Below are 24,305 nucleotides of genomic sequence, written 5' to 3'. Positions count from 1 at the left end.
GGCGGACCGGCGGATGCAGTGCCGGCCCGCAGGCGGGGCAGGGGATGTTCGGGAGGATTCAGGTGGTGAGCAGCGGCGCGCGCTCGGGCTCTGGCGCGCTGGCCGGTCGGCCATTGCGCAGACCGAGGAGGCCGCCGAACGCGGTGAAGCAGACGAACACCGCCACCGCCTCGAGGGCGGCATCGATGAGGTCGGGGTCGCCGATGAGCAGGTCCGGTGCCTTGAGCCCGAGGCCTGCGGCCACCGACGCGGTGGCCGCCGCGCGCCACGGGTGGCGGCGCAGATCGAGCCAGCGCATGAGCCGCGGCGCCCTGCGGTACGCCGTCCGCCACAGCGACTCGGCGGACTGGACGACCCGGCCCCCATAAGGCACGCGGTCGGCCGACGCACGGCACACTGCGGCGATCACGTCGAGAGTGTTCTCACCGTCTCGGGCCGACCCTAGCCAGGATGCCCGTCCGGCGGCCCTGAGCGCGGCGTACGCGGCGACCGGGACTCCGACGGTGACCACCGCCAGCAGCAGGCGTTCGGGGAACGGCACAGAGGGCCCGAGGTTGCCGGCGGCCACCACCGCCACCGGGATCAACGCGACGGCGGCCGTGGCGAGGCTGCGGCCGGCCAGTTTCGCCGGTCGTCCGGCCAGTGCGGTGCCGCGTAGCCAGGGTGCCACCACGGCCAGGAACAGGCCGTTCAGACAACAAACGATCGCGATCTGCACCAGCAGGTCAGGGACGGTATAAAAGAGCGACGGCGACGGCCACGGCCGCGCGGGCGGCGTGCCCTTCAGGGCCAAGCCCGCCGCCGCGAACGCCACCGTGACGCAGCCGACCAGTGCCCACGCCGCCCGATTCAGCGAGTGCCGGGCGATGTCGGCGTTGAACTCGGCGGCGAGTGCACGCGGATCGCCGAAGCGCACCTGCGCACGCTCGGCCGCCTTTTCGAGAGGGACCCCGCGACGCCGCTCCTCATCGATCAGCTCCGTCAGATGGTCCGAGACCTCGGCGGCGATCCGGCGCCGTCGACCGGCGCCGACACGCAGCCCACTCAGCAGATCGCAGACATAGTCGCGCATCGGCTCGTGCATCATCAGGTCCCCTCTCCGAAGATGGCGTTGACCGCCGCCGAGAACGACCGCCACTCTCGGCGCCGCTCGTCGACGGCCCGCCGTCCCCGAGCGGTCAGCGCGTAGACCCGGCGTCGCCGGCCCTCCTCCGCCGACCAGCTGCTTTCGATCAGCCCCGACCGCTCAAGGCGGTGCAGCGCCGGATAGACCGATCCCTCGGGAAGCTCGAAGAATCCTCCGCTTCGTTCTCGGAGCAGGTCGATCAGCCCGTATCCATGCGCCGGGCCCGCGGCGAGCACCGCCAGCACCAGGCCGTCCAGGTGTCCACGTACGGCGTCCATACCTAGAAACTCTAGGGCCTAGATTGTCTAGGTATCAAGCGACGGCCAACACCGGGCGGCCGTCATCGAACGAAAGGCGCCTGATGACCGCCCTTCTTCATGCGTTCTATGCTCGCCGTCTGCGCCGGCAGGTCGCGAACGGCCCACTCCCTGAGCACGTCGGGCTGATCATGGACGGCAACCGCCGCTGGGCCCGGCAGATGGGCCTGGAGAATCCGAGCCTCGGGCACAAGTACGGCGCCGAGCACGCCGAGAACGTCCTGTCCTGGTGCGAGGCAGTGGGGATCAAGCACGCCACCGTGTTCCTGTGCTCGACGGAGAACCTGCAGAACCGCGGTGACGCCGAGGTCGCCTTCCTCATGGAGGTCATCGAGCGGATGGTGGCCGACCGGCTCGGCCGCCCGGACGCCCGCTGGCGGGTCCACGTCGCGGGCATGCTCGACGCGCTGCCCGATACGACGGCCCGTGCGCTGAAGGACGCCGTGGAGGCCACCCGCGACTGCGCGACCGGCGCGCACGTCACGCTGGCCGTCGGTTACGGCGGCCGGCAGGAGGTGATCGACGCCCTCCGTGAGCACCTGCACGAGCGAGGCGAGGCCGGCGAGTCCCTGGCCGACGTGGCACAGGCCCTGACGGTGGACGACATCGCCCGGCACCTCTACACGGCAGGACAGCCGGACCCGGACCTCATCATCCGCACCAGCGGCGAACAGCGGATGTCGAACTTCCTGCTCTGGCAGAGCGCCTACTCGGAGCTGTACTTCTGCGAGGCCAACTGGCCCGCGTTCCGTGAGATCGACTTTCTGCGGGCGCTGCGCAGCTTCGCCGCCCGGCAACGGCGCTACGGCGCTTGAGAAAGTCCACGAGCAGCTGCTGGCGGTGCTGAACTTGCCGCGGTTCTGCGGCAAGGCGCCGGCCCAGGTGTGGGCCACGCTGCTGGACGAAGGCACCGACCTGTGCAGTATCCGCACTATGTACCGGGTGCTGGCCGCCGCAGGGCAGACCGGCGACCGGCGCCGCCAGGCCACCCACCCGCCGAAGGTACGGCCCGAACTACTCGCCCAGGGCCCCTGATTCGCGGGTTGATGATCTCTGCCGCTACGTTCTGATCCTGCTTGTACAGGTCAAGCGGCGGGGTGGCCGGTGTCAGAGAAGATGTTCTCCGAGGAGCAACTGGAGCAGCTGCGGTCGTTCCCGGAGATCACACCGGCTGGCGGCCACTGCGCCCCGCGCAGCTGTGTCAGCTCGGCCTGACCCCTTGACCCACACCACGGTCCCCCCGCACACGCCCGTGATCCAACGAGACGACCGCAGAGCCTTTCGGAGGAGAGTCATGTCCTTTCCCGAACTTCCCCGGCCGGAGCCCGGTGAGGTGCTGTTGCTCTGTACGTGCTACGACGAGCGCGGCATGGCACGGTGGGGCGGGCTGCTTGACGAGATCGGGGGCCGCCGGGAAGGCGATGTCCTCGTTGTCGGGGACAGCGCGGTGCGGCTGCGACCGGTCGAGGACTGCGGGTGGGATTTCCTGCACGGCGGGAACGCCCCGGCGCTTGTCGCGGACGGCGGCCTGGTGCCGCCGGTCGTCGTCTTGGCGGACATTCCGGTGGCATACGGGGACGGGCCGTTGCTGGTGGACCTGGCGGCGATACCCGGGCGCGGCGTCCGGGTCCCCTCAGCCCGGCTCGGCGAGATCCTGGCCGCCCTGCTGGACGGCACACTCGAGTTCGACTACCTGGTGCGCGACATGGATGTGTACGGCATGTACCAGGGGGACGGCGGCCGGCCGGCCTTCCCCGCGCCGACTACGCCACTACACCGGTCCTTTCCGGCACTGCCCGCCGGGGAACTGCTGGTCCGTACCTGTTTCGACGACGAGGAGGGCTGGCGCGCCCTGCTCGACGAGCTGGGCGGGGCCGACGGGGATGGCTGGGTCGGCGCAGACCTGGACCCGGACGAGATCGACGTGGAGCACTATCCGCTGACGGCGTTGGTCGTGGACGACCGGGCCTTCGAGGGCCTGCTGCCCGGTCAGGTCCCGGCGCTGGTCCCGCCGCCCAAGGAGCACACCGAGGAGCACACCAGGCTGGTCGTGCTCGCCGACGCCCGGACCTTTGCCGAGTCCGGCCGACCGCTGACCGTTGTCGACCTGTACGACACCCCGGGGCAGCCCGCCGTCCTTCCCTGCCGCATGGTCGGATCGATGGCGTGCAATCTGGAGATCGCCAACATGGACTTCCACGAGTTCGTCGCCGTGCAGGACACGGAGGCGTGGTGGGAGGGCTCCTGAACGGGCATGCGATGCAGCCCGCTGCTATGAGCATCGGACGGCAGGGGCGGCGGTCACCATCGCGCGTAACGCTGGCACTGCGCTGTACGGGTACGCGCGGGTCTCGACCGCCGACCAGAACCTCGATCACCAGATCGATGCGCTGGTGCGGGCCGGTGTCGAATGCGAGCGCATCTTCGCCGACACAGCAAGCGGTGCGAAGGCCTCGCGCCCGCAACTCGATCAGGTCATCTCACTGCTGCGGCCTGGCGACACGTTGAAGATCACGCGGCTGGACCGCCTGTCCCGCTCCGTCCAGCACCTCATCAACCTCGGGGCCGACCTACGCGCCCGCGACATCAGCCTGCACGTCATCGAGCAGGGCATCGACACCGCCACCATGGAAGGCCGCGCCATGTTCGGCATTCTGTCGGTCCTCGCGGAACTACAGCGTGAGCTCATCGTCGCCAACACCATGGATGGCCTGGCCGCCGCCCGCTCGCACGGCCGCGTCGGCGGCCGCCGCCCCAAACTCACCCAGCGGCAGCTCGACCAGGCACAGCGGATGTACGACGACGGCACCCACACCGTCGAGGGGATCGCCGAAGCCTTCCATGTCTCCCGCCCCACTCTCTACCGGCACCTCACCGCCCACCACGAAGGCCGCGACTGCGCCCTCATCGTCTACCGCAACACAACCAAACTCGACGGGAGCAATCGGCGTCTCGGCGAGACCGGCGCCAGCGGGCAGGTGCAACGCGACACCGATCGCAAGTGGTGGCCCATCGCCGCCAGTCGCCGCTCCCACGTCAAGGCCATCGTCTACGTCTCCGGCGGCGGCCCTCGGCCACCAGCTTCTGCACGATCTCATACCGTTCAGCGGTCCGCGCCACCATGCAACGCGGCTGGCCTCGCGCATCCAGCAGTCCGTCGGGCGGCGGGGGCACCTGGTCGGGTGCCGTCTCGGCCGGATCGCCTGCGGGCCCGGTGGCGTCGGCGAGGGCGTGTGCGGTGCCATAACTCGTCCACGGCATCTGACCTGGCCTTCTACGCTCAGCGCCCGTGTTTCTACGTCTCCTGTACCTGCTGATGGTCCGGTTGTTCGGCTGGTTGACGCTCCTCATGCGAAGCGACGCCTCCAAGGAGGTGGAGATCTTGGTGCTGCGTCATGAGGTCGCCGTCTTGCGCCGTCAGGTCGCCCGGCCGCGACCTGACTGGGCCGACCGGGCGCTGCTGGCCGCACTGGCACAACTGCTGCCCAAGCGGCTTCGGCTCCATCGGATCGTGACGCCGGGCACGTTGTTGTCCTGGCATCGTCGGCTGGTCACCAGGCGCTGGGCTTACCCGAACCGGGCTGGACGCCCGCCGATCTCAGCTGAGCTGCGGGATCTGGTGGTCCGGTTGGCCCAGGAGAATCCACGATGGGGACACCGGCGTATACGAGGTGAACTGCTCGGTCTCGGTCATCGGATCGGGGAAGGCACCATCCGGCGGATCCTGGCCGCGACCGGGCTGGGACCAGCCCCGCGCCGGGCGTCACCAACCTGGCGGCAGTTCCTGGCCGCCCAAGTCTCCGGCATCTTGGCGTGCGACTTCGCGCACGTTGACACCGTGTTCCTCAAGCGCCTGTACGTCTTGTTCGTCATGGAGATCCAGACGCGCCGCGTGCACATACTGGGGGTCACCTCCAACGGATGCGGCGGATGTCGGTGGGGCGGACCGGATCGATGACCGTGAGGGTGTTGCGGGTCTGGACGTCGACGAGGATCTGGCGAGTGGCGGGGTCGTAGGCGACGTTGCCGGCCTCACCACCGACGGGAACGGTTCCGCGAAGGGCTCCCGTGGTGGCGTCGACGACGGTCTCGGATCCGGGCGTTTTACGGTAGCCAGTTCAGTCTGATGGCGCCGTTGTTCGAGCATTGCGGTGTGCAGTTATGGATGCCGGAGGATGGTGGCCGGATCGACTTTGAAGCTGAAGAGCACGAGCGATTGATGATTTCGCTGGGCATCCAGTCCAAGCGGGAGATCGTCCGGACCCGGATCCGGGTGACCACGGCGATGGCCACCCAAACCCGCGAGCAGGGCCCCCGGGCCCGCCGGACGCCTGGATCCGGTAGCTGTTGCGCGGTAGGCGGTTCAGCGTGAACTTGTGAGGACTGGTGCCCCAGCTACCTGGTCAGACACTCGGGGGCATGCATTTATCAATGTCCGGGTTGTAGGGCGCGTCGGGGTTGAACAGGGCGTAGGAGTACGAACAGCAGGGGTTATGGCGTTCCTTCTCGGTCGGGTAGCCGGCACCGAACGGGGCCTCGACGCCAACCGCCACATACGCTGCCACCGCGTCGTAGGTGTTCACCAGCCGGAATGTCTTTACGCCCAAGCCGTTGTAATAGGCCTGGAAGTTCGAGTTCCCGACCTGGGGGCTGGCCTGGTTGTAATGCAAGATGTTCGCGCTAGGTATTCCGGCGGCGCATGCCAGCGGTACGGTCAAGGTCGCCAGGGCCGAACCGAGACTGTGCCCGGTCACGACGAGCTTTCCGCGGCTCCTGGCGATTCCTGACAACAGATCATTCAAGGACGGGTCAAGACCGTTGAAGACGTCGTAGAACCCATGGTGCACCTGGATGTCTTTAATGGGCGAGCCTGCCGGTGGAGTATAGGTCACCAAGTCGGCCTTGGCGTCCATGAGGGCATCATCGGTTGTTTGAGACCCGCGAAAGGCCAGATAGTTCGTGTTATCGTTGGACCAGACGGCAGATACGGCAAATGGTTCGCCTTTAATTGCGGGGGTGAAGGTGCTCCAGAAGAGGTTTTGAGACCTCCATCGATCCCATGCCTTCTTGGTGTAAATGCAACTGTCCGTGGAATTCCAGAAAAACTTGTCGCGGCTAGGCCTTCCGTCGGTGATCCATTGTTCACCCATAGTATGGGCTATGTTGACGATAGAAGAACAAATTTGGGCGATGCTTATGTCATAGCCAGGAGGAAATTTGAGCTGTGACTCAGTTATTGTGGACAACGGTACCACCTCTTTGGTGTCGGAATTTAAGAATGTAAAGCGCGATGTTGAACTGTTGCCACGCCTTTTCTTGGCGGTCCGAGCGTTTTCCCTGCAGATCTGAACCAGATTCCTTATTCGAGCCTCCGAAGTCTGCTCGGCATGGTTAACTCCAACTGGTTTCTATCTACCACTCCAGTTCGGTACTACTGCTGAGTTCGCGAGTTTTTGCCCTCTATGTACCATATCTATGCAGGTTGGCGACTGGCGAAGTTTGGATACTTAGGTTCTTCTTAGTGCTGGATTTGACCTTCTTTTCGCACGCCAGGTAGCTGAAGACCGCAGGCTTGGGGTCGAGTCGCGACGGCGTCGAGTGGTCGAGCGTCCAATCACGCCCTACCTTCATTGGGAAATGCAGTACTTCCGGCTTTTTCATTCCCTTGCCGATGCAGAGGACCGAGGTTCCTCCGCCGGGGAGTGGGAAGAAATGGCTGGATGTGTACAGCAAGACACCTGCTCCCGTGGGGGGCGTCGTTGATCCATTGCTCGTCGTGAGGTCGTAGCTGGTGGTGAAGGGCTCCCAGCCCGCTGGCTGCTGTGGCGGCCCCGGCACGCCGGATGGGCCAACTGCCCTCGGCTGCGCCGCGCTCGCGTTGCCCGACCTGCTGATGGCTGCCGGCGCGCCGTTGCCGGTTGTGATGGGTGCGGTGGCCGTGGCCGCCGGCGGGCTCAGCGTCGCCTCGATCGCGTGGCAGACCGCGATCCAACGGCACATCCCTGCCGCCCAGCGGGGGCGCGTGGCCGCCTGGGCCGGGATCGCCGAGATCTCGTTGGCGCCCGTCGGATATCTGCTGGTAGCGCCGGTCACCGGTGCGACTGGTGTACGCGCCACGCTTGTGGGGTGCGGAATTCTCCTTGCCATCGCCAACCTGGCCCCGCTACTGAGCCGGGACGTGCGGCGTTTGACGTTGCATCCGCCCGGCTCGCAGAAGACTGAGGAGATCAGCTGGCTCAGCCGGCGGCGAGTCGACAGATCCACCGACCAGGTCGAGACTCCGTCTGGCGCGCCGCCCGGACAGGCCGCCGAACCACCGGTGCGGTGAAGCACTGTTGACTGCACCAAGTGCCGCGAATCCCGGGCGGAGACTGCCCGGGATGAGGGCTACAGCACGGTCGGGCTGCGGCGTTCGATGAGGACGACGTCGCGCCAGCGGTCGTGGTGGCGGCCGATGCGCATCCGGGTGCCGATGATGCGGAAGCCGGCCTTGGCGTGGAGGGCGAGGCTGGCGGTGTTCTCGGGGAAGACGCCGGATTGGACGGTCCAGATTCCGGCGGCGTCGGTGGAGGCGAGCAGGGCCTTCAGCAGGGCATGCCCGATTCCGTGGCCTTGGGCGTCGGGGTGGACGTAGACGGAGTGCTCGACCACGCCGGCGTAGGCGCACCGGTCGGAGACCGGCACCACGGCGGCCCAGCCCAGCACCTGGCCGTGCTCGTCGACGGCGACCAGGCGGTGTTCGGGCAGCTTGGAGGCGTTGAAGGCTTCCCAGGTGGGGGCGGTGGTCTCGAAGGTGGCGTGGCCGCTGTCGATGCCGAGCTGGTAGATGGCCAGGACCTGGTCGGCGTGCTCGGGCAGCATCGCCGTGATGTGGACCGCGGGAGCGGTCACGCGGGCGCCTGGATCTGCAGGTCGGCCAGCAGGCCGCGGATGCGGCGTTCGATCTCGTCGCGGATCGGGCGGACGGCGTCGACACCTTGGCCGGCGGGGTCCTCGAGTTGCCAGTCCAGGTAGCGCTTGCCGGGGAAGACGGGGCAGGTGTCCCCGCAGCCCATGGTGATCACCACGTCGGAGGCCCGTACGGCCTCGGTGGTGAGGACCTTGGGGGTCTCGGCGGAGATGTCGATGCCGACCTCGCGCATGGCCGCGACGACGGCCGGGTTCACTTCCTCGGCCGGGGCGGACCCGGCCGAGCGAACCTCGACCTTGCCAGGGGCCAGGTGGGTGAGGAACGCGGCGGCCATCTGCGAGCGCCCGGCGTTGTGCACGCACACGAACAGCACGGACGGGACGGTGGGAGTGCTCATGGGTCAGGGCGCTTCCGTGAGGAGTGGTTGAGCGGGCGGATCGGTGAGTCGCTGGTCGTGGGGAACGATCACCGCGTCGGTGCCCGAGGAGGAGGAGCGGCCGAACAGCGCGGTGACTGCGGCCAGGCCGAGTGCACCGCCGAGAAGCTGGGCGAGGATGAACGGCAGTACCGAGGCGGGGGCGATGCCGGCGAAGGTGTCGGTGAACGCGCGGCCGATGGTCACGGCGGGGCTGGCGAAGCTGGTGGAGGAGGTGAACCAGTACGCCGCCCCGATGTAGGAGGCCACCACCACCGGCGACTGGTGCGCGCGCCCGGTACGGGCCAAGCCGAAGATCAACGCGACCAGGCCGGCGGTCGCCACGACCTCGGCGAGCCACAGGTGACCGGCGAACCGGTCGTGGGTGGACCAGCGCACCAGCGGCCGGGCGAACATCGCATCGGCCAGGACCGCGCCGCCGATGGCACCGATGATCTGGGCGGGCAGGTAGGCCGCGACCTCCCGCAGGGTCAGGCCCTCGGCGTCGCGGCGACCGGTCCACCAGGCCGCGAGGGAGACCACCGGGTTGAAGTGCGCGCCGGAGACCGGCCCGAGCAGCGCGATCAGCACGCCCAGGCCGAAGACGGTGGCCAGGGCGTTGGCCAGCAGCTGCACGCCGATGTCGCGGGAGAGTTCGGTGGCCTGGATTCCGGAGCCGACCACCACGGCGACCAGCGCCCCGGTGCCCACGAGTTCAGCGAGCGCCCGCCGCCACAACGCTGCCGTCACGGCGTGCCCGCCATCGCGGCGGCACGCGGGCCCAGCAGCGCCGACATCCGAGCCAACACGCCTGGGTTGATCCAGTAGTACACCCAGGTGCCGCGCCGTTCCGAATCGATGAGCCCGGCCTGCTTGAGCACCTTCAAGTGGTGGCTAATGGTCGGGGCGGTCAACTCGAACGCCGCTGTCAGGTCGCACACGCACGCCTCGCCGCCCTCATGGCAGGCGATCAGGGACAACAGCCGCAACCGCACCGGGTCCCCGATCGCCTTGAACAATGGCGCCAGCTCCTCGGCCTCCGCCGTGTCCAACGGCTCACACACCAGCGGCGCGCAGCACGCGTCCGCATCGACTGCGGCTGCGTTGATCAGCGGCAACTCTTGCTTCGACATGTCTCTAATTTGACATCTGTCTAGGCAAGAGTGCAAGGTGACACCGATGCATTGATTAGATATTCATCGAATCAGGAGGGCTCGTGATGATGCGCCGATTCCCTGCCCTGGCCCGCCGGAGCAAGCGCGCCCTCGAGGTCCGCGGCGCGGTGACGTTCACCGATGCCACGGGTGAGGTCTGCGACGACGTCTGCCGCAGCGACGCCCGCCTGGACCGGGCTCGGACCGCTGCTCTGGCGACAAGCCTCGGCTACCGCCTTTGACCGAATCAGCTCATCCAGAACCGTTCTCGCCCTGAGGAGGAAGTCATGTCCCGTGTCCAACTCGCCCTGCGCGTCGCCGACCTGGAAGGCTCGATCGCCTTTTACTCCAAGCTGTTCGGCACCGAACCGGCCAAGCGTCGTCCTGGGTATGCCAACTTCGCCATCACCGAGCCGCCGCTCAAGCTCGTACTGATCGAAGGTGAGGCCGGCGAGACGACCCGGATGGACCATCTCGGCGTAGAGGTCGAGGACACCACCCAGGTCACCGCCGCGGCCGAACGGCTGAAGGAGGCCGGCCTGGCCGCGTTCGAGGAGAACGACACCTCCTGCTGCTACGCCCTCCAGGACAAGGTCTGGGTCCACGGCCCGGGCCAGGAGCCCTGGGAGGTCTATGCGGTCAAGGCCGACGCCGACACCCTCGGCAAGAGCGCCGCTCCCACCACCGCCGGATGCGTCTGTGGCACCCCCACCAAGCAGGCCCCTGCCGCGGCCGTCACCGGAAGTACCTGCTGCAGCTGACGCGCACGGCACCCGACCCGGTCGATGCGGTGGCCGCGTCCACGGACGCGGCCACCGCTCGGGTCCGGTTGCCAAGGCGCAGAGAAGCTTGCCCCATGTGCTCACCGACGGTGCCCAGACTCCTACTTCGCAGCTGATTTTCGAATACTAAAAACGGCTAAATCTAGCCATTTGTAAGCATGAATTGATTGCAGGTTGCGGGTGATTTCGTCGTTCGTCATATGTGGATCTGTGACATGTCGGATGCTGAAAACGAGGGATATCTCGGCTGAAGCAGGAGAGGCGCGCCATGCCGACTGTGCGGACTGTATCGCTGGCGACGGGGCGGGACGCGGGTGGCGACACGCTGCTGGCCTGGGCTGAGCGCTCAGCAAATCACCCGGCGGCGAAGCCGCGTCCGGGCGGGCTGCGGTTCGCTTTCTATGGACGGGTCTCGACGGAGGACCGCCAAGATCCGGAATCCTCGTGGGCGCGGCAGCGGGATCAGGCTGGCGTGCTGGTCGGCGGGCATGGGCGGATCGTGGCGGAGTTCTTCGATGTGGGGCAGAGCCGGGTGCTGCCGTGGGCGCGGCGGCCGGAAGCCGCGGCGCTGGTGGCGGCGATGGCGGACCCGGATCGCGCATTCGATGCGATCGTGGTGGGGGAGTACGAGCGGGCGTTTTACGGCAACCAGTTCAGCCTGATGGCGCCGTTGTTCGAGCATTACGGCGTGCAGTTGTGGATGCCGGAGGCGGGCGGCCGGATCGACTTCGAAGCCGAAGACCACGAACAGCTCATGACCTCGCTGGGCGTTCAGTCCAAGCGGGAGATCACCCGAACCCGGATCAGGGTGACCACGGCGATGGCCACCCAGGCCCGCGAGCAAGGCCGGTACCTGGGCGGCCGGCCACCCTACGGCTATCAGCTGGTCGACGCTGGTCCGCATCCGAACCGTGCACACGCCGCGTGGGGGCGGCGCGCTCACCGGCTGGAACTGGACCCGGAAACCGCGCCGATCGTGAAGTGGATCTTTGCTCAGCGGCTGGCCGGTCACAGTGTGGCCCGGATCGCTCGCGCGTTGAATGATGTGGAGATCCCGTGTCCGTCGGCGGCCGATCCGGAGCGTAACGCCCACCGCTCGGGCCGGGAGTGGACGCACACCACCGTGCGGAGCATCCTGGCCAACCCGCGCTACACCGGTCGGCAGGTGTGGAACCGCCAACCCAGCGAACATGATCTGCTCGATCCGGCCAACACCGGGCTGGGGTATCGGCAGGTGCAGCGGTGGAACCTGCCAGATGGCTGGGTGATCTCCGCCCGGCCTGTGCACCCGGCGCTGGTCAGCGAAGCCGACTTCGTCGCGGTCCAGGACATCCGTACTCCGCGCGGCAACCCGGACCCGGACCGCTGTTACCAGCTGGCAGGGCTGCTGCGCTGCGGGATCTGCAGGCGCCGTATGGAGTCGTGCTGGTCGAACAACCAGGCCGCCTATCGGTGCCGGCACGGCCACACCAGCGCCTCCAAAACAGACCCCGACCGGCCGAAGAACCTCTATATCCGCGAGAACCGCCTCCTGGCGCATCTGCCGGCGCTGTACATCCTTCTGGTCCAGCCGGATCCCGTGCATGCGCCACCCAGCGCTCAGGACGTCATCGACCATTTGCGGGAGGAGAAGATCACGCTGACCTGCGACCCCGGAACCCGCAGCTTGCGGGCGGACGCTCAGGAGGGGGTGAAGATCGCCATCGACCGCGCACGCTGACATGCCGTGGCACTGGATGGAGGGGCCCAGACGGCTGTTCGGTGCCCAGCCGGAGGCCGGGCACGCGATTGCACTCCGTCATGCCCGGAAACGATCGGACATGTACAAACTGTGTGTCCGAGGGGTGACTGGACCCCGGGGCCCATGATCCTCCCTGCCGACCTCCCCCTCCGTCGGCGGTGACCCGCATGAGGAATTTTACCTCGCAGGGCGCGGCTGACCTGTGCATTCGCCGAATCACCACAGTTAGCGTGGTGTTCCTCGCGCTGATCGCGGCGGTGGTGAGTTTTGGTCACATGCACGAACTCGCGCTCCGGCACGGTGAGACGTCGTTGAACGCGACGCTGATTCCACTCAGTGTCGACGGGATGGTGGTTGCGTCATCGATGTCGGTGCTGTTGGCGGGCAGGACCGGTATCAACGTCCCATGGCTGCCGTGGACGCTTCTGATCGTCGGGAGTCTGGCGAGCCTCGCCGCCAACGTCGAGGTCGCAGAACCCACGGTGGTCGGCCGGGTGATCGCTGCGTGGCCCTCGTTCGCCTTCGTCGGGGCCTATCACCTCCTGCAGGGCCAGCTACGGAGCCGTCTGTCGGATCCGGGCGGACAAGACGACTCGGTCGTAGATGATGCGGAGCCTGAACCAGCGGCGGGGGAGTCTGTGCCGGAAGGTCCTGGAGACGATGTCTCGGAAGTGCCTGATCTTCGCAGGAATCTGCAGCGGGAAGCCTGGAAGTGGGCCCTGGCCAACCGGGCGGAGAACGGTCGGTTGCCCGGGGGAGCGGTCATCGCGAAACGCTTTAATCGGAGTCCCCGCTGGGGGCGTCTGGTCAAGAACGCTGGCCTTGCCGGTGCGCTCGCCCCGCCTCACGCGGCTGACAGCTCGTCGGTCTAGCCGCGGTCCCGACCACCACTAAAGATCGGGGCGGTAGAGCTGGAAGCGGATTCCACGACCGGGACACGATCATGTCGCGCCTGGCGGGAGGAGTACGTACGGTCGCGGTCATGGCGAAGTGCTCGGCCATGACGAAACAGGGGAAGCCGTGTCCGAACGGCGCGCGCGGCCGTCCGGGTTGTGCCATGTTCACGATCCTGCCGTGCAGTGCGGCCGGCCAACCCGCTCGGGCCAGCCCTGCACGGTGGCGACCGGTGGGGGACCGTGCTAGAACCACGGCGGGGCTGTCAGCGGCCAGCAGGTCTTGGTGACGCCGGTTCCACCTTTGGCGGTGCCGCGACTGGCTTCTGCCGTCGACGGTGATCGACCACCGGTGGACATCTACACCGACGGCGGCTGCGTGCCCAACCCCGGACCGGGAGGATGGGGCGTGGTGCTGCGGTACGGCCCCCACCATAAGGAGATCTGGGGTGGCGAACCGGCGGAGACCACCAACAATCGGATGGAGCTGCTGGCGGCATGCCGCGCGCTGGAGAGCCTGACCCGTCCAGCGCTCGCGCGACTGCACACCGATAGCCAGTACCTGCGGCGGGGCATCACCGAGTGGGTTCCGCGCTGGCGCGCCAACGGCTGGATGACGGCGGCCAAGCAGCCGGTGAAGAACGCCGACCTGTGGCGGCGGCTCGAAACAGCCGGCGCGCGTCACCAAGTGGAATGGCTGTGGGTGCGCGGTCACGCCGGCGATCCGGGCAACGAACTGGCCGACGCCCTGGCCACCACCGGACGACGGTCAGGTGACCACCGTCTCCTGACGACCCCGAGGCGCGATCGTGACGATCTGATCGCCTGCGGGGGAGACCAGTTCGGACCGCCCTTCTTCACCGCCATGGGCTGGACCGGCTGTTTCGGGGAACGACCGCGATCATGGACCCCGCGTCCCTGTTCGTCGTCGGCCTGGCCATCGCGGTCGTGGTGCTGCTGTCCCGTGCGCTGTCCGCCTGGATGGGGATGCCCGAGGCGATCCTTCTGGTGATCCTTGGTGGAATGGCCGGGTTCCTGCCGGGCATGCCCGAGACGGAGGTACCGCCCGGCGTGGTACTGCTCGGCTTTCTCCCGCCGCTCATCTATCATGCGGCGTTCTTCACCGCGCCCCGTGAGATGAGGGCGGATGCGGTGCCGATCATCACGCTCGCCGTTGGGCTGACAGCGGTGACCACCTTCGCCGCCGCCGCGGCGATGCGCTGGACCGTTTCCGGCCTGGGCTGGGCGGCGGCCATCGCCCTTGGCGCAGCGGTCGCTCCCACCGACCCGGTCGCGGCGATCTCGATCATGAAACGTCTCAATGCGCCCCCGCGGATCGTGACCATCGTCGAGGGTGAGAGCCTTATCAATGACGGAGTCGCGCTGACCGCCTTCGGGCTGGCCGTGGAATCGCTGACGAGGCCGTTCTCCTTCGCTCACGGCGTCGCGCGGACGGCCGAGGTCGTCGTCGGCGGCGTCGCGTACGGGCTCGTGGTGGGCGTCGTCGTCGCCCGCCTGCGCCGCCGGATCCGCGATCCCAGCAGCCAGATCATCATGTCCCTGCTGACTCCGTACCTCGCGTTCGTACCGGCCGACCGGGTCGGCTTCTCCGGGGTCCTCGCCGCCGTCGCCGCGGGCTTCTATCTCGGCACCCGGGGCGAAGGCGTGCTACAACCGGCGTCCCGGCTGCCCGGGCAGTTGTTCTGGCGGGTGCTGGTCTTCGTGCTGGAATCGGCACTGTTCGTGCTGCTCGGCCTCCAGATCCGCGCCATCCTTCATGAGCTGTCAGGCCGGTCGTGGTCGCGGGCGGTCCTCGGCGCGGTGGTGGTCGCCGCCGCCATCGTCGTGCTGCGGCTGGCGTGGACGCTGCTCGTCTTCCCGCTCTCCCGGTATCTACCCGGTCGACATTTCACCTTCGACCACCTGCCATGGCGCGAGCGACTGGCCATCGGGTGGAGCGGCATGCGCGGCGCGATCTCCCTGGCGATCGTGCTGTCCCTGCCGACGACCGTGCCCGGCCTGGCGCCGGGGAGACACGGTGAGCGGATCTTCCTGATCGCCGCAGTCGTCTTCATCACCCTGATCGGGCAGGCCACGACGTTGCCTCTCCTGCTGCGCCGGCTCGGCCTTGCCGAGTCCGACCGTCTTCGCATCGAGTTGCTGGACGCGCGCAGAACGGTCCTGGAGGCCGCACTGGCGCGTCTTGACGAGCTCATCGAGAACTGCGAGGTCGACGAACGCACCGCCAGGGCCTACCGCCGGCTCTATGAGGACCGCCTCGAACGGCTGCGCGCCGAACTCGACGAAGAGCCGGAAGAAGGCACCGCCGACTCCGTGGTCCTCCGCCGTGAGCTGGTGCGGACACAACGGGAGAAGCTGCGCCGCCTCTACCGCAAAGGCAGGGTCAGTGCGGACGTCATGCGGACCGTGGACCGCTGGCTCGACCTGGAGGATCCCGACGTCCACAAGGACGTCGATTAACCGATTCGCCAGGAAGCCGCCGGACTGGCTTCCGCGCATGGCCGGCTGGCGTCGGGCCTGCGCCGGTAAGGCCATGACAGGCACGGCCCTGCGAGGAGTATCCGAATCGCCGTGCCGGTCAAGGCGTCCTCAAACCGGAACGCTGCCTTGACCGGGAGGGTTCCGGCCACGGACTCGACGGACAGACACCCCGGAGGAGGCATGCTCGTCGAAGGGATCATCGTGCGCGGTGTTCAGACAGGCACGATCCGCACCGACATCCCCTACCGCCTGGACCGGCTGCCGTGGTCACGCTGGCACTGGATGGTGGTAGTGGGTCTGGGCACCGTCTGGATCCTGGACGGCCTGGAGGTCACCATCGTCGCAACGGGGCTCGGGGCGAGCCGCCCGATGACGGCACCGCCCTAAGGCAGCATGGTGGCGAGGTCTTTCGGCATTTCCGCCTTGACATCCTCCCACTCTCCGTCGGAGACGTAGAGCCTGATCGCCTGCGCCACCGTGCGCACCAGTCCGTCCAGGCCGCCCTCGACCTCGTACGGCGGCATCTCCCCTCGTATCTGGTCCAGGAAGTCGTCTCTGTGCATCTTCTTCGGCACCCGACTCGGATCCCACCCGTCGTAATAAAGTCCACGGACCAACATCGGAAGCTGCGCGGCGAAATGGGCGGTCTCGTCCACCGTCAATCGGTCACGCAGAGCATGAAGTACCGCACGCAAGGCGGCGTAGGACTGGTTACGACGTTCCTTTGGCCAGCCGTAGGCATCCTCGATCTGCCGCAGGATGCGATTCGTCTTGTCCACGGTGGTATCGAAGGATTGGTATCCCGTCTCGACCATTGCAGCGCCTCCGTCTCATGTCGCGTACGAAAGATGAGTCAACGGCGGCGGTGTCCTCCACCGACGCGCGGGCGGCCCGGCCGTCCGCGAAGCCGTGGCGACCGAGAGGCGATCCCGTCAGGTCCCTGCCTCACGTCCCCCGGCCCTGCGGCGGCAACCACGCCCGACCGCCTCTTTTGCACGAATTTTGGAACCCACGAGCACCACCATTCCCGCTCCCGGTCGCCCCAAGGCCGGCCGGTCCGCGCGACGAACCCGTCCGTGATGGACGGGTCTTCGACCTACCCGAATGCGGGATGCCGGGCGAGGACTCGCCGGGCCACCCTCGATAGTGGGAGGTGGTACCGCATGCCCCCGACCGGCATACCGCAGTTTCAGCGTCTCTTCCGAGCCGCGGCGAGCCTGAACGTCGACAAGGACGACCTCAAGCGCTACGACGACTTCGTCGACGGCAAGATCCACGACCTGCTTCTCATAGGTCAGGCGCACGCGAGGTCGAACGGCCGCGATGTCATACAGCCGCACGATCTGCCTGTGACAAAGGGCCTGCAGGAGAGCATCCATGAGTTCCGCAAGCTCGACGAGGAGGTAGAACTCCAATCCCTGCTGGAGCGGCTCGCGAGGCATCCGCCGTTCGACTTGGCGGTCGCGGATGAGACCGAGGAAGGGCTGCCCGACATCGCGGGCGGGCTGACCGTGGCGCTCGCCCGCGCCTTCAAGCTGATCGACTCGAAGGTGAAGAACCCGCATACCGAGCACTGGGAACGGGTTGCCCGCGTGTTCGATCTCCTGCTCTAGGCACAGGGCCGGGTCTGAAGGCACAGGACCGGGCGCACGCGCCGCGCTCGGTCCGCTACACGATCAGAGGAGCGATTGCCCGTACGACGTGAGCCTCAAAAACGTGGTGGGCTGTACTGATCACGTACCTGTGGGTCTCGGTCCCGCACGCGCTGTGGGATTCCGCCCCTGGGATCGCGACCGCGCTCACCTACCTGCTCACCGGGTCGGCCTGGCAGCTCCAGTTGTTCTCCAGTGGGTACGTTCCGCGGCCCACGGAAGAGCAGCAGCACCTCTACACGGTCCTGCCCGATGGATCGCCCTGGTGGCGGCGCTCGGTGTGATCACTCTCCTCACGACATGGCGTAAGGCCGGTCGCCATGACTACCAAGACTGAGGATGTGACGGCCCGCCAAAACGATGAGCTTGAGAGTGAAGCCCCTTTTGACGCAGGGAGGAGGCCAATGGCACTGCAATCGGAGAAACAGCAGCGGATAGAGATCTCAGACTGAGCGATGGAGCCGGCCTCGGCGTCAGGCCGAACGCGTGGGCGCTGCCGGATCCGGCCAGGAGGAAGGCATGGCTAAGGCAGTCGGAATCGACCTCGGCACCACGAACTCGGTCATCGCCACGACCGAGGACGGGCACCCCACCGTGATCCCCAACGCCGAGGGATCGCGTACGACTCCGTCCGTGGTGGCCTTCACCGAAGAGGGGGAACGCCTGGTCGGGCAGATCGCCCGCCGGCAGGCGATCCTGAACCCCAAAGGCACCATCTACTCGGCCAAGCGCTTCATCGGCCGCCGGTACGACGAGGTGTCCAGCGAGATCAACGCGGTGTCGTTCGACGTGGCGGCCGGCCCGGACGGGGCGGTCCGGTTCGACGTCCGGGGCAAGCTGTACGCGCCGGAGGAGATCTCCGCGCTGGTGCTGCGCAAGCTCGTCGACGACGCCGGCAAGTTCCTCGGGGAGCGGGTGACCGAGGCGGTCATCACGGTCCCCGCCTACTTCAACGACGCTCAGCGGCAGGCCACGAGGGACGCCGGGAAGATCGCTGGACTGGAGGTCCTGCGGATCATCAATGAGCCGACCGCGGCCGCCTTGGCCTACGGGCTGGACAAGGGCGCGAACGAGACGGTGCTGATCTTCGACCTGGGCGGCGGCACGTTCGACGTGAGCCTGCTCAGCATCGGCGAAGGGGTCGTGGAGGTGCTGTCGACCTCCGGTGACGGTCATCTCGGCGGCGACGACTTCGACCGCCGGATCGTTGATCATCTCGCCGATGAGTTCCAGCGGGACAACGGCATCGACCTGCGCCGGGATCCGCAGGCGTTGCAGCGGCTGTTCGAGGCGGCGGAGAAGGCCAAGGTCGAGCTGTCCTCGGTCACCCAGACGACGATCAGCCTGCCCTTCATCACCGCGGACGCAACGGGTCCCAAGCACCTGAACACCACGCTGATGCGCTCGACCTTCGAGCAGATCACCGGCGACCTCATCGAGCGCACCAAGGGCCCGGTGCAGACGGCCATGGCCGACGCCAAGGTCACCGCCAACGACATCGACGAGGTCATCCTCGTCGGCGGGTCCACCCGCATCCCGGCCGTACAGGAGCTCGTACGCAGGCTGACCGGCGGCAAGGACCCCAACATGACGGTCAACCCGGACGAGGTCGTCGCGCTGGGGGCTGCCGCCCAGGCCGGTGTCATCAAGGGCGAGGTGGAGGACGTCGTTCTGCTCGACGTCACCCCGCTGTCGCTCGGCCTGGAGACGCTCGGCGGCGTCATGACCAAGATCATCGAGAAGAACACGACGATCCCGGCTCGCCGTACGGAGGTATTCAGCACCGCCGAGGACAACCAGACCGCGGTGGACGTCGTCGTCCTCCAGGGCGAGCGCGAACGCGCCGCCGACAACCGGGTCCTGGCGAGGTTCCGGCTCGAGAACATCCGGCCCGCCCCGCGCGGCGTGCCGCAGATCGAGGTGACCTTCGACATCGACGCCAACGGAATCCTCAACGTCTCCGCGCGGGACAAGGACACCGGCGTCGAGCAGACCGTCACCATCAGCGAGACCACCAACCTCGACCAGTCCGAGATCGAGCGGATGATCCGGGACGCCGAGGAGCACCGCTCCGAGGACGAGCGCCTCCGCGAGATGGTCGACGCCCGCAATGAGCTGGACTCGATCGCCTACCAGGTCGAGAAGCGGCTCCAGGAGCTGGGCGAGGCCGCGCCGGCGCACGAAAAGGCGCGGGCGGAGATGCTCGTGGGCGACGCCCGTCAGGCGATCAAGGAGGAGGCACCGGTCGAGCGGCTCCGGACCCTCACCGCCGAGCTCCAGCAGGTCTACTACGGCCTCGCCACGGCGGCGGCCGGCGCCGGCCAGGGTCCGGCCGGTCCGCAGGCCGGCGGGCCTGGCGGCCCGCAGCCGGGCGGCGGACCCTCCGCGGGCGGGCCCGCGGGAGGCGACGACGACGTGATCGACGCGGAGTTCACCACCGATGAGTGACATGCGGCCGGAGGAGGAGGACATGGGTTCGGCGACGAAGATCGCCGAGCTGGAGGACCGCTGGAAGCGTGCCCTCGCGGACCTCGACAACTTCCGCAAGCGGGCGGCGCGCGACGCCGAGCGGCAGCGCTCGGGCGAGCGGGCCAGAACGGCCGCCGCGTGGCTGCCGATCGTGGACAACCTCGAGCGGGCGATCGAGCACGCCGGCGCGGAGCCCGACGTCCTTCTCGATGGGGTACGGGCCGTACGCGACCAGGCCCTGGAGGTGCTCGCCCGGCTCGGCTTCCCGCGGCAGGACGACACGGGACGGCTGTTCGACCCGACCCGCCACGAGGCGGTGGCCACGGTGCACGACGACGACGCTCCGGAGGGGACCGTCGTGCACGTGACGCGGGCCGGTTACGGTCACGGCGAGGACCAGCTGCGCCCGGCACAGGTCGTGGTCTCGAAGGGACGGCAGCCCGATGGCACCGGCCCGTGACTTCTACGAGATCCTCGGAGTGCCCAGGAACGCGGGCCAGGACGAGATCCAGCGGGCGTACCGCAAAATCGCCCGGAAGCACCATCCCGACGTCAACAAGGACCCCGGCGCGGAGGACCGCTTCAAGGAGGCCTCCGAGGCGTACGCCGTCCTGTCCGACCCCGAGCAGCGCAAGCGCTACGACGCCTTCGGCGAGGACTTCCGGAGGGTGCCACCGGACGTCGACCCGGAGACCTGGGCGCGGGCCCGCGCCGGGGCCGGCGGGCGGGCGCGCGCCGGCGCCGGGACCGGCGGGTTCGGCGGCGGTTTCGGAGGCGGCTTCGGCGAGGGCGCCGAGGAAGTCGACCTCGAGGACCTGTTCGGGAGCATCTTCGGCGGCCGCGCGGGACGTGCCGGGCGGGGACGTGCCGGGCGGGGACGCCGCGCGGGCGGTTTCGACTGGGGCCCGGTCCCCGGCGCCGACCAGGAGACCGAGATCGAGCTCACCGTCGAGGAGGCCTATCGCGGCGGGCGCCGCACGCTCACCCTCTCCGGGGGCGACGGGCAGCGGACCATCGACGTGAACATTCCCGCCGGAGTCACCGACGGCCAGCGGATCCGGCTCGCCGGGCAGGGCGGTCGCGGCGGCGACGGCGGACAGGCGGGCGACCTGTACCTCATCGTCCGGATCCAACCGCATCCGCGGTACCGCGTCGAAGGACGGGACATCTACGTCCGCCTGCCGCTCACCCCGTGGGAGGCGGCGCTCGGCACGAGCGTCCCGATCGACACGCCGGGCGGCGAGGCGAAGGTCAGGGTGCCGGGCGGCACGTCGAGCGGCAAGCGGCTCCGGCTGCGCGGCCGCGGCCTGCCCAACCCGCGCGGAACGCCCGGGGACCTGTTCGCCGAGGTCCAGATCATGGTCCCGCCCAAGCCGACCCCTGAGGAGAGACGGCTCTTCCAGGAACTGGCCGCCACGTCTTCGTTCGACCCGAGGAGGCGGTGATGAGGGGATGAGATACGCGCTCGTACGGCCCGCACGGCTCGATCTGGAGACGTTCGCGCGCGACGCCCACGTCCATCCCGAGCTGGTCCGCCGCCTCGTCACGCTGGGCATTCTCGACGCCGACCGCGACGCGTCAGGGAGGCTGTGGTTCTTCCGCGACCAACTCGCCGCCCTCGCGCGGGTCCAGCGGCTCCGCGCCGGGTTCTCGCTCAACTGGGCGGCGGTCGGCCTCGTGTGCGACCTGCTCGAACGCATCGCCGCGCTGGAGGCGGCCCAACGGCAATTCGCTCACCGACGTTCCGGAGTTCGACCATGGACGTGAACCGACTGACCGAGAAGTCCTCAGAGGCCCTGCACGACGCGCAGACCAAGGCGCTGCGCTTCGGGCACACCGAGGTGGACGCCGAGCACCTCCTGCTCGCCCTGCTCGACCAGGCGGAGGGGCTGGCGCCCCGCCTGCTGGAGCAGGCCGGCGCGAACATCGACCTCCTGCGCTCCGAGATCGAGTCCAAGCTGAACAAGCGTCCCCGGGTCACCGGCCCGGGCGCCGCGCCGGGCCAGGTCTACGTGACGCAGCGGCTCTCCCGCCTGCTCGACACGGCCGAACGGGAGGCCAAACGGCTGAAGGACGAGTACGTCTCCGTCGAGCACCTGGTCCTGGCCCTCATCGAGGACGGGCTGATCAAGGGCGTGAGCCGCGATCAGTTCCTCCAGGCGCTGACCAAGGTCCGCGGCAGCCAGCGGGTGACCTCGTCCATGCCGGAGGCCGCGTACGAGGCTCTGGAGAAGTACGGCCGGGACCTGGTGGCCGAGGCGAAGTCCGGCAGGCTGGACCCGGTCATCGGCCGGGACGGTGAGATCCGCCGTGTCGTCCAGATCCTGTCCCGGAAGACCAAGAACAATCCCGTGCTCGTCGGCGACCCGGGGGTCGGCAAGACCGCGATCGTCGAAGGGCTCGCCCAGCGCATCGACCAGGGCGACGTCCCTGAGGGCCTGCGGGACAAGACGGTGTTCCAGCTCGACATGGGCTCGCTGGTGGCCGGCGCGAAGTACCGGGGGGAGTTCGAGGAGCGCCTCAACGCCGTGCTGAGCGAGGTCAAGGCCGCCGAAGGGCGGATCCTGCTGTTCGTCGACGAGCTGCACACCGTCGTCGGCGCGGGCGCCGCCGAGGGTGCCATGGACGCGGGCAACATGCTCAAGCCGATGCTGGCCCGCGGCGAGCTGCACATGATCGGCGCCACCACCATCCAGGAGTACCGCAAGCACATCGAGAAGGACGCCGCCCTTGAACGCCGCTTCCAGCCCGTCATGGTCGATGAGCCGTCGGTCGAGGACGCCATCTCGATCCTCCGCGGCCTGCGCGAACGCCTGGAGGTCTACCACGGCGTCAAGATCCAGGACTCCTCGATCGTCGCCGCGGTGACGCTCAGCCACCGGTACATCTCCGACCGGTTCCTGCCGGACAAGGCCATCGATCTGGTGGACGAGGCGTGCGCGAAGCTGCGCACCGAGATCGACTCGATGCCCGCCGAGCTCGACGAGCTCACCCGCCGAGTGATGCGCCTGGAGATCGAGGAGGCGGCCCTGGCGAAGGAGGAGGATCCGGCCAGCGAGGCGCGCCTGGAGGATCTGCGCAAGGAACTGGCCGACCTGCGGGCCGAGGCCGACGCGATGCGGGCCCAGTGGGAGGCCGAGCGGCAGGCGCTGCGCAAGGTCCAGGAGCTGCGGTCGGAGATCGAACGCGTCCGCCGGGAGGCCGAGCACGCCGAGCGGAACTACGACCTCGACCGGGCCGCCGAGCTGCGCCACGGCCGACTGCCGGAACTCGAGCGGAAGCTGCAGGCCGAAGAGGAGCGGCTGGCCGACAGGCAGGGCGGACGGCGGCTGCTGCGCGAGGTCGTGACCGAGGACGAGATCGCCGAGATCGTGGCCCGCTGGACCGGCATCCCGGTGAGCCGGCTGAAGGAGGGCGAGCGGGAGAAGCTGCTCCGGCTCGACGAGGTCCTGCACGAACGCGTCATCGGCCAGGACGAGGCCGTGCAGGCCGTCAGCGACGCGATCATCCGGGCCCGCGCCGGGATCAAGGACCCGCGCCGCCCGATCGGCTCGTTCATCTTCCTCGGCCCGACCGGGGTCGGGAAGACGGAGCTGGCCAAGACGCTCGCCGAGGCGCTGTTCGACACCGAGGAGAACATGGTCCGGCTCGACATGAGCGAGTACCAGGAACGGCACACCGTGAGCCGCCTGGTCGGCGCACCGCCCGGATACGTCGGCTACGAGGAGGGCGGCCAGCTCACCGAGGCCGTGCGGCGCAAGCCGTACTCCGTCGTGCTCCTCGACGAGATCGAGAAGGCGCACACCGACGTCTTCAACACGCTGCTGCAGGTCCTCGACGACGGCCGGCTCACCGACGCCCAGGGTCGCACCGTCGATTTCCGTAACACCGTGCTTATCATGACGTCCAACATCGGCTCGGCCTTCCTGCTCGACGGTGTCACCGCGGAGGGCGAGATGAAGCCCGACGCCCGTGAGTCCGTCATGGGCGCGCTGCGCGGCCACTTCCGTCCGGAGTTCCTCAACCGCGTCGACGACATCGTGCTGTTCAAGCCGCTGACGCAGCGTGAGATCGAGCAAATCGTCGACCTGATGTTCAACGACCTGCGGGCCCGCCTCGCGGATCGCCGGATGACCCTGGAGGTGACGCCCGAGGCGGACGCGTACATCGCCCGGCAGGGCTTCGACCCCGTGTACGGCGCCCGGCCGCTGCGGCGCTTCATCGCCCGTGAGGTCGAGACCCGGATCGGGCGGGCGCTGCTGTCCGGGGAGATCCTCGACGGCGCGACCATCCACGTGGGCCTGGAGAACGACGAACTGGTGATCTCCTACGACAACCCGTGAG

General features: G+C 68.2%; 26 protein-coding genes and 2 pseudogenes. 20 read left to right on the top strand and 8 right to left on the bottom strand.

What is annotated here, in order from left to right; genetic code table 11:
* Positions 1 to 58: 58 nt before the first annotated feature.
* On the bottom strand, positions 59 to 1,087 hold the full coding sequence (locus ACQP2O_RS51435) for a permease prefix domain 1-containing protein (protein WP_433177468.1): 1,029 nt from the start codon (positions 1,085 to 1,087) through the stop codon (positions 59 to 61).
* Positions 1,087 to 1,404 carry a PadR family transcriptional regulator gene (locus ACQP2O_RS51430; protein ID WP_433177466.1) on the bottom strand — a complete coding sequence of 106 codons (318 nt, stop codon included), beginning with the start codon at positions 1,402 to 1,404 and terminating at the stop codon, positions 1,087 to 1,089. Before ACQP2O_RS51430 ends, ACQP2O_RS51435 begins: the two co-directional genes overlap by 1 nt.
* An 83-nt stretch (positions 1,405 to 1,487) precedes the next feature.
* On the opposite strand from ACQP2O_RS51430, the gene uppS reads away from it, so the two are divergent.
* From uppS to ACQP2O_RS51405, 5 genes are all read left to right on the top strand, one after another.
* Complete coding sequence (gene uppS / locus ACQP2O_RS51425) at positions 1,488 to 2,258, top strand: polyprenyl diphosphate synthase (protein WP_433177464.1); 771 nt, start codon at positions 1,488 to 1,490, stop codon at positions 2,256 to 2,258.
* Between the two features lie 25 nt (positions 2,259 to 2,283).
* Positions 2,284 to 2,478 (top strand): hypothetical protein, encoded by a 195-nt coding sequence (locus ACQP2O_RS51420; RefSeq protein WP_433177462.1) that lies wholly within the window; start codon positions 2,284 to 2,286, stop codon positions 2,476 to 2,478.
* A gap of 259 nt (positions 2,479 to 2,737) precedes the next feature.
* On the top strand, positions 2,738 to 3,691 hold the full coding sequence (locus ACQP2O_RS51415; RefSeq protein WP_433177460.1) for a DUF6924 domain-containing protein: 954 nt from the start codon (positions 2,738 to 2,740) through the stop codon (positions 3,689 to 3,691).
* Positions 3,615 to 4,760 (top strand): recombinase family protein, encoded by a 1,146-nt coding sequence (locus ACQP2O_RS51410; protein ID WP_433191465.1) that lies wholly within the window; start codon positions 3,615 to 3,617, stop codon positions 4,758 to 4,760. The genes ACQP2O_RS51415 and ACQP2O_RS51410 overlap by 77 nt, the downstream gene beginning before the upstream one ends.
* On the top strand, positions 4,733 to 5,401 hold the full coding sequence (locus ACQP2O_RS51405) for a helix-turn-helix domain-containing protein (RefSeq protein ID WP_433177459.1): 669 nt from the start codon (positions 4,733 to 4,735) through the stop codon (positions 5,399 to 5,401). Before ACQP2O_RS51410 ends, ACQP2O_RS51405 begins: the two co-directional genes overlap by 28 nt.
* Before the next feature lie 445 nt (positions 5,402 to 5,846).
* Here ACQP2O_RS51405 and ACQP2O_RS51400 read toward each other — a convergent pair whose 3' ends face one another.
* Complete coding sequence (locus ACQP2O_RS51400; RefSeq protein ID WP_433177457.1) at positions 5,847 to 6,593, bottom strand: lipase family protein; 747 nt, start codon at positions 6,591 to 6,593, stop codon at positions 5,847 to 5,849.
* 406 nt (positions 6,594 to 6,999) lie between these two features.
* Between ACQP2O_RS51400 and ACQP2O_RS51395 the strand changes: the two are divergent.
* A pseudogene (locus ACQP2O_RS51395) lies at positions 7,000 to 7,206 on the top strand (DUF6879 family protein); the annotation flags it as partial.
* Positions 7,207 to 7,234: 28 nt separating this feature from the next.
* A complete protein-coding gene (locus ACQP2O_RS51390) occupies positions 7,235 to 7,771 on the top strand; it encodes a hypothetical protein (protein WP_433177455.1) in 537 nt (178 codons plus the stop codon).
* A gap of 59 nt (positions 7,772 to 7,830) precedes the next feature.
* On the opposite strand, the gene ACQP2O_RS51385 is transcribed toward ACQP2O_RS51390, so the two are convergent.
* Genes ACQP2O_RS51385 through ACQP2O_RS51370 form a run of 4 tightly spaced genes read right to left on the bottom strand, consistent with a single transcriptional unit; the run spans position 7,831 to position 9,901 of the window.
* Positions 7,831 to 8,334, bottom strand: a complete 504-nt coding sequence (locus ACQP2O_RS51385) for an N-acetyltransferase family protein (RefSeq protein ID WP_433177453.1) — start codon at positions 8,332 to 8,334, stop codon at positions 7,831 to 7,833.
* Positions 8,331 to 8,750 carry an arsenate reductase ArsC gene (locus ACQP2O_RS51380; protein WP_433177451.1) on the bottom strand — a complete coding sequence of 140 codons (420 nt, stop codon included), beginning with the start codon at positions 8,748 to 8,750 and terminating at the stop codon, positions 8,331 to 8,333. Before ACQP2O_RS51380 ends, ACQP2O_RS51385 begins: the two co-directional genes overlap by 4 nt.
* 3 nt (positions 8,751 to 8,753) lie before the next feature.
* Entirely contained in the window at positions 8,754 to 9,518 is a 765-nt protein-coding gene (locus ACQP2O_RS51375; protein WP_433177449.1) for an aquaporin, read from the bottom strand.
* Positions 9,515 to 9,901, bottom strand: a complete 387-nt coding sequence (locus ACQP2O_RS51370) for an ArsR/SmtB family transcription factor (RefSeq protein WP_433177447.1) — start codon at positions 9,899 to 9,901, stop codon at positions 9,515 to 9,517. The genes ACQP2O_RS51375 and ACQP2O_RS51370 overlap by 4 nt, the downstream gene beginning before the upstream one ends.
* Before the next feature lie 86 nt (positions 9,902 to 9,987).
* Here ACQP2O_RS51370 and ACQP2O_RS51365 point away from each other — a divergent pair, with 86 nt between their 5' ends.
* From ACQP2O_RS51365 to ACQP2O_RS51335, 7 genes and pseudogenes are all read left to right on the top strand, one after another.
* Entirely contained in the window at positions 9,988 to 10,164 is a 177-nt protein-coding gene (locus ACQP2O_RS51365; protein WP_433177445.1) for a hypothetical protein, read from the top strand.
* 45 nt (positions 10,165 to 10,209) lie between these two features.
* On the top strand, positions 10,210 to 10,683 hold the full coding sequence (locus tag ACQP2O_RS51360) for an ArsI/CadI family heavy metal resistance metalloenzyme (RefSeq protein ID WP_433177443.1): 474 nt from the start codon (positions 10,210 to 10,212) through the stop codon (positions 10,681 to 10,683).
* A gap of 289 nt (positions 10,684 to 10,972) precedes the next feature.
* Complete coding sequence (locus ACQP2O_RS51355) at positions 10,973 to 12,424, top strand: recombinase family protein (RefSeq protein ID WP_433177441.1); 1,452 nt, start codon at positions 10,973 to 10,975, stop codon at positions 12,422 to 12,424.
* Positions 12,425 to 12,612: 188 nt separating this feature from the next.
* Complete coding sequence (locus ACQP2O_RS51350; RefSeq protein WP_433177439.1) at positions 12,613 to 13,317, top strand: DUF2637 domain-containing protein; 705 nt, start codon at positions 12,613 to 12,615, stop codon at positions 13,315 to 13,317.
* A gap of 373 nt (positions 13,318 to 13,690) precedes the next feature.
* Positions 13,691 to 14,104: pseudogene (rnhA, locus tag ACQP2O_RS51345) on the top strand (ribonuclease HI); the annotation flags it as partial.
* A gap of 137 nt (positions 14,105 to 14,241) precedes the next feature.
* A complete protein-coding gene (locus ACQP2O_RS51340; protein WP_433177437.1) occupies positions 14,242 to 15,819 on the top strand; it encodes a Na+/H+ antiporter in 1,578 nt (525 codons plus the stop codon).
* Positions 15,820 to 16,020: 201 nt separating this feature from the next.
* Positions 16,021 to 16,227 carry a hypothetical protein gene (locus tag ACQP2O_RS51335; protein WP_433177435.1) on the top strand — a complete coding sequence of 69 codons (207 nt, stop codon included), beginning with the start codon at positions 16,021 to 16,023 and terminating at the stop codon, positions 16,225 to 16,227.
* On the opposite strand, the gene ACQP2O_RS51330 is transcribed toward ACQP2O_RS51335, so the two are convergent.
* A complete protein-coding gene (locus ACQP2O_RS51330; RefSeq protein WP_433177434.1) occupies positions 16,224 to 16,655 on the bottom strand; it encodes a DUF2267 domain-containing protein in 432 nt (143 codons plus the stop codon). The two genes, ACQP2O_RS51335 and ACQP2O_RS51330, sit on opposite strands and share 4 nt — an antisense overlap.
* 348 nt (positions 16,656 to 17,003) lie before the next feature.
* Between ACQP2O_RS51330 and ACQP2O_RS51325 the strand changes: the two genes are divergently transcribed.
* The 6 genes from ACQP2O_RS51325 to clpB all read left to right on the top strand — a co-directional run bounded on the left by ACQP2O_RS51325 (position 17,004) and on the right by clpB (position 24,304).
* Positions 17,004 to 17,453, top strand: a complete 450-nt coding sequence (locus ACQP2O_RS51325) for a DUF1931 family protein (RefSeq protein ID WP_433177433.1) — start codon at positions 17,004 to 17,006, stop codon at positions 17,451 to 17,453.
* A 558-nt stretch (positions 17,454 to 18,011) separates the two neighbouring features.
* Positions 18,012 to 19,940 carry a molecular chaperone DnaK gene (gene dnaK / locus ACQP2O_RS51320; protein ID WP_433177431.1) on the top strand — a complete coding sequence of 643 codons (1,929 nt, stop codon included), beginning with the start codon at positions 18,012 to 18,014 and terminating at the stop codon, positions 19,938 to 19,940.
* A complete protein-coding gene (locus ACQP2O_RS51315) occupies positions 19,933 to 20,421 on the top strand; it encodes a nucleotide exchange factor GrpE (protein ID WP_433177429.1) in 489 nt (162 codons plus the stop codon). The genes dnaK and ACQP2O_RS51315 overlap by 8 nt, the downstream gene beginning before the upstream one ends.
* Entirely contained in the window at positions 20,405 to 21,406 is a 1,002-nt protein-coding gene (locus tag ACQP2O_RS51310) for a DnaJ C-terminal domain-containing protein (protein WP_433177427.1), read from the top strand. Before ACQP2O_RS51315 ends, ACQP2O_RS51310 begins: the two co-directional genes overlap by 17 nt.
* Positions 21,407 to 21,413: 7 nt before the next feature.
* Positions 21,414 to 21,728: a chaperone modulator CbpM gene (locus ACQP2O_RS51305; protein WP_433177425.1), complete on the top strand. Its 315-nt coding sequence runs from the start codon at positions 21,414 to 21,416 to the stop codon at positions 21,726 to 21,728.
* Entirely contained in the window at positions 21,719 to 24,304 is a 2,586-nt protein-coding gene (gene clpB, locus ACQP2O_RS51300; RefSeq protein WP_433177423.1) for an ATP-dependent chaperone ClpB, read from the top strand. The genes ACQP2O_RS51305 and clpB overlap by 10 nt, the downstream gene beginning before the upstream one ends.
* The last annotated feature ends 1 nt before the right edge of the window (position 24,305 follow it).

This window comes from Actinoallomurus sp. CA-150999, assembly GCF_050942425.1.
Classification (GTDB): Bacteria; Actinomycetota; Actinomycetes; order Streptosporangiales; family Streptosporangiaceae; genus Actinoallomurus.
This window is presented reverse-complemented; position numbering and strand designations above follow the sequence as displayed.